18 protein-coding genes are annotated in these 18,293 nt (G+C 67.0%); 17 read left to right on the plus strand and 1 reads right to left on the minus strand.

Going from position 1 to position 18,293, the window contains the following annotated elements; all coding sequences use genetic code 11:
- Positions 1–11 precede the first annotated feature (11 nt).
- From P4826_RS08285 to P4826_RS08320, 8 genes are all read left to right on the plus strand, one after another.
- Positions 12–1,349, plus strand: coding sequence for an FAD-dependent oxidoreductase (locus tag P4826_RS08285; RefSeq protein ID WP_317703370.1), 1,338 nt, complete (start codon positions 12–14; stop codon positions 1,347–1,349).
- Position 1,350: 1 nt separating this feature from the next.
- Entirely contained in the window at positions 1,351–1,830 is a 480-nt protein-coding gene (locus P4826_RS08290) for a thiosulfate oxidation carrier protein SoxY (protein WP_317703371.1), read from the plus strand.
- Between the two features lie 21 nt (positions 1,831–1,851).
- A complete protein-coding gene (locus tag P4826_RS08295) occupies positions 1,852–2,178 on the plus strand; it encodes a thiosulfate oxidation carrier complex protein SoxZ (RefSeq protein WP_317703372.1) in 327 nt (108 codons plus the stop codon).
- 48 nt (positions 2,179–2,226) lie between these two features.
- Entirely contained in the window at positions 2,227–3,276 is a 1,050-nt protein-coding gene (gene mnmH / locus P4826_RS08300; RefSeq protein WP_317703373.1) for a tRNA 2-selenouridine(34) synthase MnmH, read from the plus strand.
- A gap of 95 nt (positions 3,277–3,371) precedes the next feature.
- Complete coding sequence (locus tag P4826_RS08305; protein ID WP_317703374.1) at positions 3,372–3,617, plus strand: ribbon-helix-helix domain-containing protein; 246 nt, start codon at positions 3,372–3,374, stop codon at positions 3,615–3,617.
- Positions 3,618–3,620: 3 nt separating this feature from the next.
- Positions 3,621–4,055 carry a TA system VapC family ribonuclease toxin gene (locus P4826_RS08310; RefSeq protein ID WP_317703375.1) on the plus strand — a complete coding sequence of 145 codons (435 nt, stop codon included), beginning with the start codon at positions 3,621–3,623 and terminating at the stop codon, positions 4,053–4,055.
- Between the two features lie 389 nt (positions 4,056–4,444).
- Positions 4,445–4,714, plus strand: a complete 270-nt coding sequence (locus P4826_RS08315; RefSeq protein ID WP_317703376.1) for a DUF6364 family protein — start codon at positions 4,445–4,447, stop codon at positions 4,712–4,714.
- A complete protein-coding gene (locus P4826_RS08320; RefSeq protein WP_317703377.1) occupies positions 4,711–5,139 on the plus strand; it encodes a PIN domain-containing protein in 429 nt (142 codons plus the stop codon). The genes P4826_RS08315 and P4826_RS08320 overlap by 4 nt, the downstream gene beginning before the upstream one ends.
- 575 nt (positions 5,140–5,714) lie before the next feature.
- Here the strand turns inward: P4826_RS08320 and P4826_RS08325 are convergent.
- The gene (locus P4826_RS08325; protein ID WP_317703378.1) at positions 5,715–6,482 is read right to left on the minus strand and encodes a pilin; all 768 of its coding nucleotides are present in this window, start codon (positions 6,480–6,482) and stop codon (positions 5,715–5,717) included.
- On the opposite strand from P4826_RS08325, the gene P4826_RS08330 reads away from it, so the two are divergent.
- The 9 genes from P4826_RS08330 (at position 6,481) to P4826_RS08370 (ending at position 18,290) form a co-directional block, all read left to right on the plus strand.
- Positions 6,481–6,954: an SEL1-like repeat protein gene (locus P4826_RS08330; RefSeq protein WP_317703379.1), complete on the plus strand. Its 474-nt coding sequence runs from the start codon at positions 6,481–6,483 to the stop codon at positions 6,952–6,954. The two genes, P4826_RS08325 and P4826_RS08330, sit on opposite strands and share 2 nt — an antisense overlap.
- 283 nt (positions 6,955–7,237) lie before the next feature.
- On the plus strand, positions 7,238–7,813 hold the full coding sequence (locus P4826_RS08335; RefSeq protein WP_317703740.1) for a restriction endonuclease: 576 nt from the start codon (positions 7,238–7,240) through the stop codon (positions 7,811–7,813).
- Positions 7,814–7,824: 11 nt separating this feature from the next.
- Complete coding sequence (locus tag P4826_RS08340) at positions 7,825–9,078, plus strand: patatin-like phospholipase family protein (protein WP_317703380.1); 1,254 nt, start codon at positions 7,825–7,827, stop codon at positions 9,076–9,078.
- A 240-nt stretch (positions 9,079–9,318) separates the two neighbouring features.
- Positions 9,319–11,571, plus strand: coding sequence for a TonB-dependent receptor plug domain-containing protein (locus P4826_RS08345; protein WP_317703381.1), 2,253 nt, complete (start codon positions 9,319–9,321; stop codon positions 11,569–11,571).
- Positions 11,572–11,852: 281 nt separating this feature from the next.
- The gene (locus P4826_RS08350) at positions 11,853–12,386 is read left to right on the plus strand and encodes a YfiR family protein (protein ID WP_317703382.1); all 534 of its coding nucleotides are present in this window, start codon (positions 11,853–11,855) and stop codon (positions 12,384–12,386) included.
- Positions 12,383–14,998, plus strand: coding sequence for an ATP-binding protein (locus P4826_RS08355; RefSeq protein WP_317703383.1), 2,616 nt, complete (start codon positions 12,383–12,385; stop codon positions 14,996–14,998). Before P4826_RS08350 ends, P4826_RS08355 begins: the two co-directional genes overlap by 4 nt.
- Positions 14,995–15,912: a GGDEF domain-containing response regulator gene (locus P4826_RS08360; protein ID WP_317703384.1), complete on the plus strand. Its 918-nt coding sequence runs from the start codon at positions 14,995–14,997 to the stop codon at positions 15,910–15,912. Before P4826_RS08355 ends, P4826_RS08360 begins: the two co-directional genes overlap by 4 nt.
- 62 nt (positions 15,913–15,974) lie before the next feature.
- A complete protein-coding gene (metG, locus tag P4826_RS08365; protein ID WP_317703385.1) occupies positions 15,975–18,041 on the plus strand; it encodes a methionine--tRNA ligase in 2,067 nt (688 codons plus the stop codon).
- Positions 18,042–18,290, plus strand: coding sequence for a hypothetical protein (locus tag P4826_RS08370; protein ID WP_317703386.1), 249 nt, complete (start codon positions 18,042–18,044; stop codon positions 18,288–18,290).
- Positions 18,291–18,293: the final 3 nt, after the last annotated feature.

Below are 18,293 nucleotides of genomic sequence, written 5' to 3' on the forward strand. Positions count from 1 at the left end.
GGAGAACCGCCATGAAACGCCGCAACTTTCTCATCAGCCCCCCCGCCCTGGCCCTGGGCGCGGCCGCCGTGCCCGCGCTGGCGCTGGCGGCGCCGGCCATCATCAGCCCGCAGGCGCGCATCCTGCCGCGCCAGGGCAAGGGCCCGCGCATCGTCATCTGCGGCGGTGGCTGGGGTGGCCTGACGGCGGCGCGCTACCTGCGCGAGCTGATTCCGAATGCCGACGTGGTGGTGCTGGAGCGCAACCCCAGCTTCTGGTCCGGCCCGATGAGCAACAAGTGGCTGGTGGACATCGTGGGCACCGACTTCGTGCAGCACGACATGCTGCGCCCGGCCAACCGCTACGGCTACCAGCTGCTGCAAACCGAGGTGACCGGCTTTGAGCGCGCCCAGAAGCTGGTGCGCACCACGCACGGCCTGGTGGAATACGACTATCTGATCCTCTCGGGCGGCATCCGCGACGCCTGGGACGCCTGGTTTGGCGACGACCAACGCGCCATCGAGCACACGCGCCGGCATTACGCCAGCGCCTATATCCCGAATCAGCAGATGTTTGGCCTCAAGCAGCGCGTGAAGGACTTCAAGGGCGGCACGCTGGTCATGACGCTGCCGCCACCGCCGCACCGCTGCCCACCCTCGCCCTACGAGCGCGCCTGCCTGATCGCCTCGCACATCAAGAAGAACAAGATCCCCGGCAAGATCGTGATCCTCGATCCCAAGCCCAAGATCGCCCCCATCGGCATGGGCTACAAGCAGGCCTTCGAGGAGCTGTACGCCGACGTCATCACCCATGTGCCCAACGCCCGCGTGCAAGAGGTGGACCCGTTCAACAAGAAGATCAAGACCACCGCCGGCGAGCTGAAGTTCGACGAAGCCATCTTCATGCCACCGCACCAGGCGGCCGACATGGTCTGGCACGCCGGCCTGATCGGCAAGGACGCGGCGACCGGCAAACCCACCGGCTGGGCCGACATGCACCCGCGCCTGTTCCACGCGCACGGCGACGACAGCGTCTACTTTGTCGGCGACCTCATGGGTGCCATCTCGCCACAGTTCGGCCACTACCCCAAGAGCGGCCATGTGGCCAACTACATCGGCCGCATCGTCGCCAAATACATTGCCCAGCGCGTGGCAGGCCAGGAGGTCAAGCCGCTGCTGCCCGACAACCTGTGCTACATGATGGTCAACACCGAGCCGCAGGAAGAAATCTCGGTCAAGTTCGAGTACGAGGTCGATCCCAGCGGCAAGGTGCTGCAGACCCAGATCGACATGGACGTGCGCAGCCCCGACCTGGTGAAGGAAGACTTCGCCTGGGCGCGCGGCATGTTCAGCGACTTCCTGGCCATCTGACATGCGCCAGCCCCACCCCACCCGAAGAAGCCTGGTCGCCGCCGGCGCCGCCCTGGCCCTGCCCGGCACCGTGCTGGCGCAGGCCAAGGCGCCGCTGGTCGGGCCGCTGGCGCCCAACCCGCAGGCGTTCAGGCAGGCCATGGAGCAGTTCATCGGCAAGGCCCGGCCCCAGGCCGATGGGCTGCTGCTGGACGTGCCGGTACTGGCCGACAACCCCAGCGGCGTGCCGGTCAAGGTCAAGATCACCCTGCCCATCACCGAGCAGGACTGGTGCGAAGAGATCATCGTGCTGGCCGAGCTCAACCCCTCGCCCCTGGCCTGCCGCCTGCAGTTCACGGCTGCGGCAGGCACGGCCGAGGCATCGGTGCGGCTGCGCCTGGCGCAGTCGCAAACCGTCCACGCTCTGGCGCGCATGAAAAGCGGCAAGGTGCTGGCCACCAAACAGGCCGTCACCGTGGCCGCCAGCGGCTGCGGTATGTAAAGACGCACCAAGGACGACGCAATGCAGAAACCACCCCGCACCTGGATCAGCAACGCCACGCCCAAGCAAGGCGAGCTTGTGCGCGTGCGTGCGCAGATCGAACACACCATGGAAAGCGGCCTGCGCACCGACGCCGCAGGCCAGATCCGGCCGCGCAACATCGTCACACGCTTCGAGGCGCGCCTGGGGCCAACCCTGCTGCTGGCCTGGGAGCCGGGCATCTCGGTCGCGCCCAACCCGTACATCGAGTTCACCTTTCTGGCGCGCGAAAGCGGCGAGCTGCACCTGCTCTGGAAGGACGATGCCGGCCAGACGCTGAGCGCGCAAAAGACCATCACGCTGGGCTGATCCTGGCTGGTCTATAGTGGGCGCCCCCTGCCCATCGCAGCCCAGCCCGTGTCCCACCACCGCCCCACCCGCCCCGCCGACCGCCACGGCTTCGACGCCATCATCGACGCGCGCTCGCCCGCCGAGTTTGCCGAAGACCATATCCCCGGCGCCATCAACTGCCCGGTGCTCGACGACGCCGAGCGCGCCACCGTCGGCACCCTCTACGCGCAGCAGGGCGCCTTCGAGGCCCGGCGCGTGGGCGGTGCCATGGTTGCCGCCAACCTGGCGCGCCACCTGCGCCAACAGTTTGCCGACAAGCCCCAGGGCTGGCGCCCGCTGATCTACTGCTGGCGCGGCGGCATGAGGAGCGGCTCCATGGTGCAATGGTTGCGCCTGGTGGGCTGGGACGCACAGCAACTCGCCGGCGGCTACAAGGCCTTCCGCCGCCATGTGATCGAGCAGATCGCCGCCCTGGTGCCACGGCTGGATCTGCGCGTGCTGGTCGGCGCCACCGGCAGCGCCAAGACACGCGTGCTGCAGGCCCTGGCCAGCCAGGGCGCACAGGTGCTGGACCTGGAGCACTGCGCGCGCCACAAGGGCTCGCTGCTGGGCGCAATGCCCGGCGTTGAGCAACCCTCGCAAAAAAACTTCGAAACGCAGATCGCCACGGCGCTGGAAGGCTTTGACCTGTCGCGCCCGGTCTATGTGGAGGGCGAGAGCGCGCGCATCGGCCGCCTGTCCCTGCCCGTGCCCCTGGTGCAACGCCTGCGCGCCGGCGCCTGCCTGGAAATCCAGGCCACGCCCGAGGAGCGCCTGGCCTACCTGCTGCGCGACTACGCCTACCTGGGCGACGACCCCGAGGCCCTGGCCCAGCGCCTGGAGGCGCTGACCGAGCTGCACGGCAAGGAGGTGGTTCAGCGCTGGCAGACCTGGGCCCGCGCGCGACAACTGGCGCCGCTGTTCGACGAACTGATGCGGCTGCACTATGACCCGCACTACGGCCGCTCGCAGGCGCACAACTTTGCGCAGTGGCAGGCCCGCCGCGTCGTGGCGGCAACTGATCTTTCGGACGCCGGGATAGAGCGCCTGGCACAGACGGTCTCGGCCTCCGCCTAATTGGGGTCAGATTCCAATTAATCATCATTGATGCGGTCGCATCATGATGCACTAGAATCAAAAGACAATGCGATTGTGGAAGAAGGAGGCACGCCATGCGCACCACGGTTGATCTGGACTACGACACCTTGATAGCCGCCAAGGAAATTGCCCGCATGGAAAACACCAGCCTGGGCAAGGTCATCTCACGCCTGGTGCGCCAGGCACTGACGGGCAACGCGACAGCGCAAGCCGCCAGCAGCCCGGCCACCTCGGCCACGGGCTTTGTTCCCTTTGAGGCCCGCGGCGTCGTGGTCAGCAACGAGTTGATCGATCGCCTGCGCGACAACGACGGGGTGTAGGCCATGCGCGCCCTGCTGGACATCAACGTCCTGATCGCCTTGCTGGACGCGGCGCACATGCACCACGCCCGCGCCACGCAATGGCTGCAACAGGAAATTGCCCATGGCTGGGCCTCCTGCCCGCTCACGCAAAACGGTTGCCTGCGCATCATGGCCCAGCCCGCCTACCCCCAGGCCCTGCCGCTGGCCGCCGTCGCCAGCCGCCTGGCACAGGCCGCCGCACACCCCGCGCACGCCTTTCTGGCCGACGACTACAGCCTGCTGGACGCGGGCCAGCTGCACTGGCAGCACCTGCTGGGTCACCGGCAAATTACCGACAGCTACCTGCTCGGCCTGGCCGTGCGCCACCAATGCCGCTTTGTCAGCTTTGACGCGCGACTGAGCCTCAACGTCGTCCCCGGCGCCAGGCCGGAGCATCTGGTGACTCTGCAATCATGAAATAGGTGTCTGGCTTCGGTTACTCATGCATAGGCAAATTGGGCCTTTACGCTTGTTGGTGGCGCGCGAGCAGCTCCTCTTTTTGATGTGGCTGGCCGGGTTTCGCCCCGGCAGACGAGGCACTGTTCTTTGCTTCGAAGCAAAAGGAAGTGAGTGTGCCGCCGGGCACCCATCCCGGCCAGTGACATCAAAAAAAGAGCTGCTCACGCAATACCAGCAAGCGCTGGAGTCAAAATTTAATTCGAATCTGACCCCAATTACACCGAGATTTAATTGGAATCTGACCCCAATTACACCAATTACATTGGAATCTGACCCCAATTACATCACCGACAAACCACAGCGACGTACAATACTATGACTTGTATACGTCACACGGAGGTCACCCCATGCAGACCAAGCTGACCCTGCGGCTGGACGCACACCTGATCGCACAGGCCAAGGCGCGGGCGCAGCGACAGGGCAAATCGCTTTCTCAAGTAGTAGCCGACTATTTTGCGCAGTTCACTTCCACCACCACCCCCAACGCCACACAGTACGAGCGGCCACTGCCTCCTCTCGTGACATCGCTGCAAGGCGTGCTCAAGGATGCGGCCGGGCCGTTGACGGACGACGGGCGGCAAGCCTATTACGACCACCTGGATGTCAAACACCAATGACGCGGGCGCTGTTTGACACCAATGTGGTGCTGGACGTACTGCTGAACCGCGAACCGCATGCACAGGCATCCGCCCAGGCTCTTGCACTGGTGGAGCGCGGAGAAGTGCAGGGCTTCTTGTGCGCGACCACCGTCACCACGCTGTTCTATCTGGCCAGGCGCACCCTGGGCACACAGCGTGCACGCGAGCAGATCGCGGTGCTGCTGCGCCTGTTCGGCGTGGCGCCAGTCACCCACTTAACGCTGGCCGACGCGCTGGACGCCGGCTTTGCCGACTACGAAGACGCCGTGCTGCACGAAGCCGCCCGGCACGCGGGCCTGCACTGCATCGTCACGCGCAACGTGCAGGACTTTGCCGCGGCACGGCTGGTGGTCTGGGAGCCTTCGGAGTTTCTGCGGGGCTGGCGCGGCGGCATGGCGCCCTGATCGAGAAGGCGCGGCGCATGTATCAATGGGATTTAATTGGAATCCGACCCCAATTACCTCGCTGCGCTCGCCCCGATCCGGTGCGGCGCCCGCACGAAGCCGAGCGCAGCGATGGCCCGTGCCAGGCTGTTCACCCCCTGTGGCTGCGCCTGGGGCGGGGCGCTTGCGGGGTGAGCATGCGCGTCGCAGCGCGCATGCATCGTTGTCTGACTTGCCGCAGTTGTTTGAACGGAGCGCGCCAGCGCGCAGTGAGTTCTGCGGCACACCCCGCAAGCGCCCCGCCACAGGTTTGCCCCGTAGCGCAAGCGAAGGGGTCGCAGACTTGGGGGCGTGTTCTTTGCCTCCTTTCTTGCACGAGCAAGAAAGGAGGTCGCCCGCCGGGGCGAGTCCCGGCCAGTGACATCAAAAAGAGGAGCTACTCACGCAATACCAGAAAGTGCCAAGGCCAGATTCCAGAATTAATTGGAGTCTGACCCCAATTACTAATTACTACAAAAAATAAACGGGGCGCCATTGGCGCCCCGTTTATTTACAGAGTAATGGGTGTCTGACCCCAACTACACGCAAAGCAACGATTAGAACTGCTTGCAAGATCCTGGCAGGAACTTATTGATGGTGGAAGTGGCCAGGCGCGTTCCAGCGGCATCACCACCACCGCAACGCCATTCGCTGATTTGCTTGCCTTGATCGTTGCTGGCCGTGCCAACCACCAATGCCGCAGCTGCAGCACCTTGGCCAACAAAAGGCGAAAGAATCACAAACTTGCCATCAATTGCGGTGTCATTGAACCCCTGGGCTTCAACGGAAACAACCCCTTCGGCGGTCGTAGCGATCGACTTCACGTACTTGGAGGTTGCAGTGGCAGATTCGCAGCCCCAACCATTTGCAGCGGCAGTTTGCGTGCTCGACATGCTTTGCACCTGCTCAGTAATGGTCGTGCGGCATTGCGATGCAGCGAGCACGACTTCCGACATCTTGGCTTTCTTCGTGTAGTCCTGATAAGCCGGCAACGCCACCGCAGCCAAAATACCAATAATCGCCACAACGATCATCAGTTCGATCAAGGTAAAACCGGCCTGGGCGCGGCGCATCATGTTGGATTTCATAAGATTCCTCCAGTTGAACAATGGGCCGGCGGTTACCGGTTGCCTTACATTCAGCAACGACCATGCCAAGCCGTTTCCATTGGTTTCATCGTGTTTCTTACAGTTTTGAAACGTCACACCCCATCCCAGCCATCGCTTGACACAGCGTTTGCCGTGCCACGGCATGCCGCCGCGCGTGCCAGGGCCGGCCTGGCGGCCGCGCAATAGAATCGCCGGCCACAAGGAGCGCAAAGACATGGACACCCTGAGCCTGGACGCATCGATCGCCATCACCGGCATCAGCCGCAGCACGCTGTGGCGGCGCGTGACCGACGGCTCGATTGGCCGGGGCGATAAGGACGGGCGCAGCCGCGCCATGCTGGCGCTGGGCGATGTGCTGCCGCTGGTGGAGGTGAAATTGAGCGCCGAGGACAGGGCCATGCTGCTGCGCGCCGACGCGGGCGACGCCGAGGCGCAGGCCGACATGGGCGCGCTGTTCTATGTGGCAGGCGCGCACAAGGCGGCGCTGTACTGGCTGCAGGAGGCCGCCGCGCAGGACAACGCCGATGCCATGCAGTGGCTGGGGACGGCCTACGCCGCAGGTTCGGGGGGGGGGGGCGTGATACCCCAGGATGACAACCTGGCCATCATGTGGCTGGCCAGGGCGGCTGCGCTGGGGCACCGCATTGCGGCCTATCAGCTGGAGCAGCTGCGCGCGGGGTGCCGGTAGGGCCGGGCGACCGGCCGGACGCCAGCCCCAAGGTTTGTTCATTTTTCTATAGCATGCTGCGCAGTTTCCGCGCGGCCTTACGGCCATTTCCCCCTCTCCTGCTGGCGGGAGAGAGTGGGGGTGAGGGTGGCGAAGGCAAGCGCCGCAGCCAGTCACCCCCTCACCCCTACCCTCTCCCCCAAGGAGGCGAGGGAGTAAAACGCAACACCCCACACGCGGTACACGCCACCAGGAAAATGTGGGTGTGCACAAGACACCCAAGGAATAACCCGTGAAATTCAAGATGGCCCCGAACTCGGGCTTTGCGATCCTGCTGCGCTCGCCCTGGTGGGTCAGCTTTGCCATTGCCGCCGTCATCGTGCTGCTGTGCGGTGCGCTGCTGCCGGCGCATCTGGCGCCGTTTGCCGCGGTGGGCGCACTGCCGGTGGCCGTGATTGGCTGCATTGCCGGCTGGCGCCAGTGGCGCGCGCCCAGCGCCGCGCGCGTGCAGGCGGTTTTGCAGCAGGCCGCCGCCATGCCCTGGCGCCAGTTTGCCCAGCGGCTGGAGGATGCCTGGCGCGCCGAGGGCCATGAGGTGCAGCGCATGAATGGCCCGCACTGCGACCTGCGCATCACCCGGGGCGAGCAGACCCTGCTGGTGGCCGCGCGCCGCTACAAGGCCGCCACGCATGGCGTGGAGCCGCTGCGCGAGCTGCAGGCCGAGGTGCAGCGCCAAGGCGCGCGTGCCGGCGTGTATGTGGCGCTGCAGGGCGCGGTGAGCGAGCAGGCGCGCGGCTTCGCGCGTGACAACGCCCTGGCGCTGCTGGAGGGCGACGCGCTCGCCACGCTGCTGCTCAAGGCCACGCCGCCCAAGACATAGCAGGCGCCGCCATGCCCCACGCCAGCCCGCCCGATGGCAGCACCGCCCTGGTGCTCTCCGGCGGCGGCGCACGCGCGGCCTACCAGGTGGGGGTGCTGCAGGCCATTGCGGGCCTGCGCGCGGCCTGTGGCCATGGGCATGGCGGGGCGCCGTTCGACATCTTCAGCGGCACCTCGGCCGGCGCCATCAACGCCGCGGCCCTGGCCAGCGGGGCCGACCATTTCGACCATGCCGTGCGCCGCATTGCGCGCGCCTGGGCCCATGTCCATGCCCAGCAGGTCTATCACGCCGACTCGCTGCATGTCATACAGCGCGGCGCGCATTGGCTCACCTTGCTGTCGCTGGGCTGGGCGCTGGCGCGCTGGCGCCGCGTGCACCCGCATTCGCTGCTGAACAACGCGCCGCTGGCGCAACTGCTTGAAAAGCTGGTGCCATTGCAGCGGGTGCCGCACCTGATACGCGCCGGCCACCTGCGCGCGCTGGCCGTGACGGCGTCCAGCTACAACTCGGGCCTGCATGTGGCCTTCTTCGACGCCGGCGATGCGCAGGAGCCCTGGGTGCATTCGCTGCGCAAGTCGGCGCGCGGGCCCATCACGCATGCGCATCTGCTGGCCTCGTCGGCCATCCCGCTGGTGTTTCCGGCGACGGCGCTGCCGATCGACGGCCATACCGAGTATTTTGGCGACGGCTCCATGCGCGAGACCTCGCCACTGGCGCCCGCCATCCACCTGGGCGCGCGCCGCCTGCTGGTAGTGGGCACCAGCCGGGCCTATGAGCCGCCACCGGCGGTGCCCGTCGGCACGCAGCAGCCCTACCCCTCGCTGGCGAAGGTGGCCGGCCATGCGCTGTCCAACATCTTTCTGGACGCGCTGGCGGTGGACGTCAACCAGGTGCAGCACATCAACCAGGCACTGGCGCTGCTGACGCCCGAGCAGCGCAGCCGCAGCCCCATGCACCCGCTGGAGCTGCTGGTGTTCGTGCCCTCACGGAGCCTGGACGAGGAGGCCGCGCGCCATGTCTGCGACCTGCCGCGCAGCATGCGCGTGCTGCTGTCGGCGCTGGGCGTGCCGGTGAACCGGCCGGGCGACAGCGATGGCGCGCTGGCCAGCTACCTGCTGTTCGAGCGCGCCTACACGCGCCGGCTGATGGCCCTGGGGCGCAGCGACGCGCTGGCCCGGCGCGATGAGATCTGCGCCTTCTTCGGCTGGCATGACCGCGGCGACCCGCTGCGTCTAGTGCAGTATTCGACGCTATCTGGAACATAAAACCGCGCCTTTTCGGCCCGGGCGGCGTTGCAAATCCTCGCGATAGCTACGGCTATCGCTCCGGTTTGCGCCTAGCCCAGACCAAAAATCCATCGGTTTTATTTGTTCCATCAAGCGTCCAACACTGCACTCGCCTGCTTCGCCTGAAGCCGCCCGGCGCCCTGTTGGCCGCGCGCGACAGGGCTGGAGTGACCCGGCTGATAGCATGACAAGTTGTCAAAAATGTAGCCAACCTCTTCGATGGACACGGATAAGAAGCACTGTCTCGCGGCCGCGCTGGCGCTCTGCGGCCTGGCCTGCCCGCCGCTGTGGGCGCAGGGCCAGCTGGAATCGGACGCCCAGCGCCTGATGGGCCTGTCGCTACAGGATTTGATAGCAACCCCGGTCGTCACGGCCTCGCGCCAGATCGAGACGCGCGATCAGACGCCGGCGCAGATCCTGGTCATCACGCGCGAGCAGATCCGCGAGCGGCGCTACCGCAGCCTGGCCGACCTGATGCGCGATCTGCCCGGCGTGGACTGGCAAGGCGGCACCAAGTCCTCGCAGTTCAACCAGTTTGCCGTGCAGGGCTATGTGGGGCCGAACAAGCTCCTGATCCTGATGGACGGGGTGCGCATAGGCGCGCCCGCGGGCGGCAATTTTCCCGTGGCGGACAACCTGGCGCTGTACATGGCCAGGCAGGTCGAGGTGCTCTACGGCCCCGCCGCCGCGCTGTATGGCGCCGACGCCGTGGCCGGGGTGATCAACATCATCACCGAGGCCGGCCAGGGCCCCAGGGGCTCCTGGGCATCGGTGGGGGCGGGGCGTTTCGGCGGCGAGGAGGGCGCCTTCATGACCGGCCTGGATACCGCGCAGGGCCTGCAGCTGTCACTGGGCGGGCACTGGCAGCGTGCCGAGCGCGCGCCCCTGGCACGCTACTACCCGCGCGAGTTTGCCAAGGTGCCGGCCGTTGGCAACGGCCAGACCATCATCCCCGTCGACCAGCGCGAGCCCTATGTGGGCCCAACCGCCAGCCACAGCCTGTATGTGCGCGCCGACTGGGACGAGCGCTTCACCGTGGGCTTCTTTCGCCACAGCTTCACCCACCTGACCAGCACCGGCGACCCGCCGGCGATGGCGCGCTACCAGCAAAGCTCCGAGTGGCAGCCCACCTCGGACACCTTCCATGGCCGCTGGCGCTTTCAGCCGGCGCCCGATGTGCAGGCGCAGCTGCTGGTGGAGCATTCGCGCATGGAGCTCGACCCCAAGGCGCGCTACAACAACACCTTCAGCAATTACCAGGATAGCTTTTCCTACGAGCTGGGCAAACGCACGGGCCTGGAGCAAAGCCTGAACTGGCGCATCAGCGAGCGCCAGCAGCTGCAGGCCGGCCTGGGCTGGCACCAATACCATGCAGAGGCGGCCTCGTCCCTGGCCGCGCCCTACAGGCCCGGCCTGGCCGCCCAAGGCCAGGGCCAGCTCTACCCCAACACCCCACTGCCCAGGCAGATACACGACGACAACTTCCGCAACCTCTCGGCCTATGCGCAGCTGCAGTCGCAGTGGAGCGGGGCCTTCAGCACCAGCGCCGGCCTGCGCCTGGATCGCCACAGCCATTACGGCAGCAGCCTCAACCCGCGCCTGGGCGCCGTCTACAAGCCGCGCGAGCAGCATGTCTTCAAGCTCCAGTACGGCGAGGCATTCCGCGCCCCGTCGCCCGAGGAAACGCTGAGCGCCTACGGCACCTTCAGCGGCGCACAGGACGCGCAGGGCAACTACATCGGCAGCAACTTCCGCATTCCCAACTTCAACCTGCAGCCGGAGAAAGCGCGCACGCTGAGCGCCGCCTGGGACTGGCGCCCCACGCCCAGCCTGAACCTGGTCACGCACCTCTACCACAGCCGCATCAGCCGCCTGGTGGTCACGCAGCCCTCGGGCAACGTGGGGGCCATCCCGGGCGCGGTGCTGATCAATCCCGAGACCAAGGGCAATGCCGGGCGCCAGCAGCAGTCGGGACTGGACCTGTCGGCGCAGTGGCGCTTTCGCCTGGGTGGCGACTGGACCGGCGACCTGTGGGGCAGCGCCAGCTGGATCCATGGCCGCATCGATGAGGGCAATGGCGTGGACTGGGCCATCCCCTATGTGGCCAGCCACAAGCTCAAGCTGGGCACCACGCTGCGCTGGCGCAACCAGGTCAGCATCACGCCCCAGCTCTACTGGACGGGCAACGTGACCAATGGCCGCAAGCAGGGCCCGACCGACCCGCTGCTGCCCCAGGGCGCCTGCCAGGGGGCCATGACCGCCCCCAGCCGCTGCAGCACGCCTGGCTATGCGCTGGTGGATCTGCACCTGGGCTGGCACCAGCTGCTGGACGGCCGCGCCACGCTGTGGCTGGATGTGTACAACCTGCTGGACAGGCGCCACTACGCCGCGGCGGGCTCGGGCTCGCGCACCTTCTGGGACATGCCGCAGCAGCCGCGCACCTGGATGCTGACGCTGGACTGGCGGTACTGAGCGTGCCTACATACCGTTTTCGGCCGCAAGCGCCGGCCATGGCAGCCACGGCGCGCAAGATCGGTTTTTGGTTAAAAGGGCCTGACAAGGCGCATGTCTCAGACTGGGCCGCGAGCCCTCACCCCCACCCTCTCCCAGAGGGAGAGGGAGTAAAGCCGGCGCAACCGGTCGCCCTCGCCCCTTTGGGGAGAGGGAGGGGTGAGGGGCATCAGCGGCATGTACATAGTCAGGTAAAAATGGCCTCCAGCGCTTATACATCAAGCGTTAGCAGCTATCAAAAAGTGATTGTCCAGCTGCTGGTGGCGCTGATGCCGCTGGCCTTGCTCGCCGGTGGCGCGCGGGCGCAGCAGGAGCCGATCTCGGAATACGCGGTCAAGGCGGCGCTGCTGGTCAAACTGCCGCGCTTCGTCTACCTGCCACGCCTGGAGGGCGGCACCCGCATCAGCCTGTGCGTGCTGGGGCGCGACCCCTTTGGCGGGGCACTGACCAGGCTGGCGCAAACGCCCATGGACGGGCGCAGCGTGCAGGTCAGCCAGGCCGACGACGCCAGCCAGGTGCTGGACTGCGACTTCGTCTTCGTGGCGCGCAGCGAGGCCGATCACCTGCGCAGCACCTTGCGGCAGCTCGGCCGGGCCCAGGTGGTGACGGTGTCGGACATCGACGGCTTTGCACGCGCCGGCGGCATGGTGGAGCTGGCCGTGAACCCCGAGGGCGGCAACCTGTTGAACATCCTCATCAACCGCAAGGCGGCGCAGGCGCAGAACATCCAGTTCAATGCGCAGCTGCTGCGCCTGGCCCGGGTCGTCGAACCATGAACGCCCTGCTGCAACGCCTGCGCCCGCGCAGCATCAGAAGCCGGCTGCTGTGGTGGTTCACCGGCGCCATCGTGCTGGCCCTGTGCCTGGTCTACCTGCTGGCGCTGCTGCAGCAGCAGCGCCTGATCCGCAGCGAATGGAGCGCCGGCCTGCGCGCCCAGGCGCTCTTGATTGCCACCAACAGCCAGGCGGCGGTGGATTTCCAGGACCGCCAGGAGGCCGCGCGCCTGCTGCAGGCCGTGCAGTCCAGCCCCTCGGTGCTGCGCGCGCGCCTGCTGCTGGCCGGCCGCAGGGAGCCCTTTGCCGAGTTTGCGCGCCAGGGCAGCGCCGTGGCCGCCACGCCCAGCCCGCCGCTGGACACGCAGGACGGCCAGGACATGCATTTCGGCAACAACCAGGTCGTTGCCTGGGCGGCCGTCCCGGGCAGCGCCGGCAAGGCGCATGTCGAACTGGTGGCCAGCACGCAGGACATGCAGCAGGTGCTGTGGCGCACGGCACTGGAGACCGGCGGCGCGCTGCTGGCCCTGCTGCTGCTCCTGCTGTGGCTCTCGGGCCGCGCCGCCAGGCGCCTGGCGGTGCCGCTGCAGAACCTGAACCAGCTCATGGCGCGTGCGGCCGACAACCCCGGCCTGGGTGAGCGCGTGGCCAGCCATGGCGAGGACGAGTTGGCGCAGCTGGGCCGCAGCCTGAACCAGATGATCGACAAGCTGCAGGCACGCGACCAGGAGCTGGCGCGCTACCGCCAGAACCTGGAGCAGCTGGTGGATCAGCGCACCCACGCCCTGATCGCCGCCACCGAACAGGCCCAGCAGGCCAGCCGCGCCAAGTCGGACTTCCTGGCGCGCATGAGCCACGAGATCCGCACCCCGATGAACGCCATCGTCGGCCTGGGCCAGCTGCTGCTGAAGACCGGCCTGAACGCGCACCAGCGCGACTACCAGCAGAAAGTGCTGGCCGCCTCCGACATGCTGCTGGCCCTGATCAACGACATCCTGGACTACTCGCGCATCGAGGCCGGCCGGCTGCAGATCGAGGCCATTGACTTCGACCTGGAGCAGGTGCTGCAAGGCGTCTCTGACCAGCTGGCGCTGCGCGCCCAGCAAAAGGGGCTGGCGCTGCGGTTTGTCACCGGCGCCGGCGTACCACGGCGGCTGCGCGGCGACCCGCTGCGCCTGTCCCAGGTGCTGGTCAACCTGTGCAACAACGCCGTGAAGTTCACCGAATCTGGCGAGGTCGTGGTGCAGACCGAACTGCGCGAGCAGCAGGGCGACCGGGCGGTGCTGGAGTTCTGCGTGCGCGACACCGGCATGGGCATCCCCGCGGATCGCCTGGCGCAGCTGTTCACGCCCTTCACCCAGGTGGACGGCTCCATCACCCGCCGCTTTGGCGGCAGCGGCCTGGGCCTGGCCATTTGCCACCAGCTGGTGGAGCTGATGGGCGGCACGATTGCCGTGCAGAGCCAGGAGGGCGCCGGCAGCCAGTTCTCCTTCACCCTGCCCCTGGCACCGGCGGCGCCAGAGCCCGCGCGCTCTGCCAGCCATGGCGACGCCGTGGCACAGGGCGACCACAGCCTGCTGCGCGGCCGTCGCGTGCTGCTGGTGGACGACGTGGAGCTCAACCGCACCGTGGCCCTGGCCTTCCTGGCCGAGGCCGGCGTGCTGGTGGATGTGGCCGTTCATGGCCGCGAGGCCGTGGACAAGGTGCTGGCCCAGCCCTACGACCTGGTGCTGATGGATATCCAGATGCCGGAGATGGACGGCCTCACTGCCACGCGCGCGATCCGCCAGCAGGCGCACCTGCAGGGCCTGCCCATCATCGCCATGACCGCCCACGCCATGGCGGGCGACCGCGAGCGCAGCCTGCAGGCCGGCATGCAGGATCACCTGACCAAGCCCATCCACCCCGATGCGCTGTACGCGGCGCTGCGGCGCTGGATGGCGCCCCGCAGTAGCCAGGGCGCGGGCCACACCGGGGCCGAGCCGGCACCGGCCGCCGAATCCGCCGCGCAAATCCCCGCCCTGGAGGGCGTGGACACAGCGCGCGGCCTGGCCCAGGCCCTGGGGCGGCCCGGGCTGTACCTGCGCGTGCTGGCGCAGTTCGTGCAGGACTTCGGCGCCAGCGCCCAGGCCATGCAGGACGCGCAGGCCGCGCATGACTGGCCCCTGGCGCGGCGCCTGGCGCATTCGCTCAAATCGGGCAGCGCCACCATAGGCGCCACAGCCTTGGCACAACAGGCCAGGCAGCTGGAAGACGGCTTTGCCCAGGAGCGCCCGGCCGAAGCGATGCTGCTGGCCGGCGTGGGCACGGAGCTGGCGCGCATCTGCAGCCTGCTGGCACCGCTTGTCGCCCAGGCGCAGCCAACGGGCCAACCCATTGCGCAAGCGCCCACAACGCCGCTGCAGCCGCTGTTGGCCGAGCTGCGCAACCTGCTGGAAAACGACGACGCCGCCGCGCTGCGCCTGCTGCAGCAACTGCAGAGCCAGGCCGCCGCCCACCCCCCGCTGGCCCGGACTCTGCCGGCGCTGCGCGCGCTGGTGGAGGACATCGAATACCAAGACGCACTGGCGCAGCTGCGCTCGCTGTGCGCCGAGCTGGAGCAAAACCCCGCATGAACCCGCAGAACGGCCATTTCACCCTGCTCATCGTCGATGACGACAAGCACAACCGCCTGCTGCTGACCGAGCTGTTCGAGGGCGAGTACAAGATCATCCAGGCCAAGAACGGCCTGCAGGCGCTGGAGCGCGCCCGCGCCCACGCCCCGGACCTGATCCTGCTGGACGTGCTCATGCCCGAGATGGACGGCATGGCCGTGATCCGCGCGCTCAAGCGCGACGACGCCACGCGCCATATCCCGGTGATCTTCATCACCGCGCTCGACTCCGCGGCCGACGAGGAACTGGGCCTGGATCTGGGCGCGGTGGACTACATCGCCAAGCCGTTTCACCCACCGATCGCCCGCGTGCGCGTGCGCAACCACCTGCAGATCGTGCACCAGCGGCGCCTGCTGGAGCAGATCGCCGCGCTCGACGGCCTGACCGGCATCCCCAACCGGCGCCGCTTCGACGAAGCCCTGGCGCAGGAGTGGAGCCGCTGCCAGCGCTCGGGCCTGCCGCTGTCGCTGATCGTTGCCGACGTCGATCAGTTCAAGCAGTACAACGACACCCTGGGCCACGCCGCGGGCGACCGCGTGCTGCAGGACGTGGCCGCCGCGCTGCGCCAGGCCGCGCGCCGCCCCGGCGACCTGGCGGCGCGCTATGGCGGCGAGGAGTTCGTGCTGCTGCTGCCCGAAACCGATGCCCCGCAGGCCCAGCTGCTGGCCGATGAGCTGCTGCAACGCATGGCGACGCGCAAGCTGCCGCACCCGGCAGCCAGCGGCGCACCCTGCGTGACCCTGAGCCTGGGCGGCATCACCACCATTCCGGCCAGCAACGAGGTAGCCCCCGATTTCTTTGAACGTGCCGATGCGGCGCTCTACCAGGCCAAGGCGCAGGGCCGCAACCGCTGGTGCTGGGCACCGGCGACCTAAAATCGCGGGTTCCGTCCGTGCCGACGCACGCCCCATGCTTCAGCCAGCCCGAGTTTCAGTCCATGTCCCCACGCAAGCTCTTCGTCACCACCGCCCTGCCGTATGCCAACGGCAACTTCCACATCGGCCACATCATGGAATACATACAGGCCGACACCTGGGTGCGGGCGCAGCGCATGCAGGGCGCCGAGGTGAACTTCGTGGGCGCCGACGACGCTCATGGCGCGCCCATCATGATCGCCGCCGAAAAGGCCGGCAAAACGCCGCAGCAGTTCGTGGCCGACATCGCCGCCGGCCGCAAGCAGTACCTGGACGGCTTTCACATCGCCTTTGACAACTGGCACAGCACCGACGCGCCCGAGAACCACCAGCTGGCGCAGCAAATCTATCTGGACCTGAAGGCCGCTGGCCTGATCGAAACGCGCACCATTGAGCAGTTCTTCGACCCCGAGAAGAACATGTTCCTGCCGGACCGCTTCATCAAGGGCGAATGCCCGCGCTGCCACGCCAAGGATCAGTACGGCGACAACTGCGAGAGCTGCGGCGCCGTGTATGCGCCCACCGAACTGATCAAGCCGTATTCCGCGCTGTCCGGCGCCCAGCCCGAGTTGAAAACCTCGGAGCATTTCTTCTTCAAGCTGTCCGACCCGCGCTGCGTGGCGTTCTTGCAGGAATGGACGCAAAACGGCGTCCATGTGCAAGCCGAGGTCGCGGCCAAGATCAAGGAGTGGTTCGGCACCCGCACCAACCCCGACGGCTCAACCAGCAGCGGCCTGGACGACTGGGACATCTCGCGCGACGCGCCCTACTTCGGCATAGAGATACCGGACGCGCCGGGCAAGTATTTCTATGTGTGGCTGGACGCACCGGTGGGCTATCTGGCGTCGCTGAAAAACCTGCTGGAAAAGCGAGGAGAGAGCTACGACGCCTACATGGCCGACCCCGACCTGGAGCAGGTCCACTTCATCGGCAAGGACATCATCACCTTCCACACGCTGTTCTGGCCCGCCATGCTGAAGTTCAGCGGCCGCAAGACGCCCACCAAGATCTGCGTGCACGGCTTCATGACCGTGAACAACGGCGAGAAGATGAGCAAGAGCCGCGGCACGGGCCTGGACCCGCTCAAATACCTGGCGCTGGGCATGAACCCCGAATGGCTGCGCTACTACCTGGGCGCCAAGCTCAATGGCCGCAATGAAGACATCGACTTCAACGCCAGTGACTTCATGCTGCGCGTGAACTCCGACCTGATCGGCAAGTACGTCAACATTGCGTCACGCGCCGCCGGCTTCATCGCCAAGCGCTTTGACGGCCGCCTGGGCCAGGTGAGCGAGGACGGCCAGGCGCTGCTGGCCACCTTGCGCGCGCAGAAAGACACCATCATCGCCGCCTACGAGGCGCGCGACACGGCACGCGCCGCGCGCGAGGCCATGCAGCTGTGCGACCGCGTGAACGAATATGTCGATGCCAACAAGCCCTGGGAGCTGGCCAAAAAGGACGGCATGGGCGAGCGCCTGCACGACGTGTGCAGCACCTGCATCGAGGCCTTCCGCATCCTGACGATTTACTTGAAACCCATGCTGCCCCGGCTGGCCGCCGACGTGGCCAGCTTCCTGATCGTGCCGCCCGAGCAGTTTGCCGATGTCAACAAGCCGCTGGGCGCCGGCCACCAGATCGGTGCCTACCAGCACCTGATGCAGCGCGTGGACGAAAAGCAGCTGGAAGCGCTGTTTGAAATGCCCGAGCCGGTGGTCGAAAAAGTCACACCCGGCGGGGAGGAGATTGCGCCCACCATCGGCATCGACGACTTCGCCAAGGTGGACTTACGCATCGCGAAAATCGTCGAATGCAAGGCGGTGGAGGGCTCGACCAAGCTGCTGCAGCTGACGCTGGACGCCGGTGAAGGCAAGACACGCAATGTGTTCAGCGGCATCGCCAGCATGTACCAACCGGAAGACTTGCAGGGCAAGCTGACGGTGCTGGTGGCCAACCTGGCGCCGCGCAAGATGAAGTTCGGCGTCTCTGAGGGCATGGTGCTGGCCGCCAGCCACGCGGATGAAAAGCAGCATCCCGGCATCTACGTGCTGGAGCCCTTCCCCGGCGCCCAACCGGGCATGCGCATCCGCTGAATGACCAAGCCTTGCCTCTCACGCCCCCGGGCCCTGGGGGCTTTTTTGTGCCTGGCTGCCCTGCTGCCGGGCTGCGCGGTGGTGGCCGTGACGGCAACGGCCGTCAGCATCACAGCCTCGGCGGTGGGCCTGGCGGCCGATGCCGCCGTAGGTACGGCAAAACTCGCCGGCAAGGGTGTTGGCATGACCGTGGACGCACTCCGGGACGAGGCGCCACGGGACGACGCCAGCGGCGTGGAGATACGCTGACCT

Origin of the sequence: Diaphorobacter limosus (genome assembly GCF_033100095.1) — a bacterium.
In the GTDB taxonomy this organism is placed as follows: domain Bacteria; phylum Pseudomonadota; class Gammaproteobacteria; order Burkholderiales; family Burkholderiaceae_C; genus Alicycliphilus; species Alicycliphilus limosus.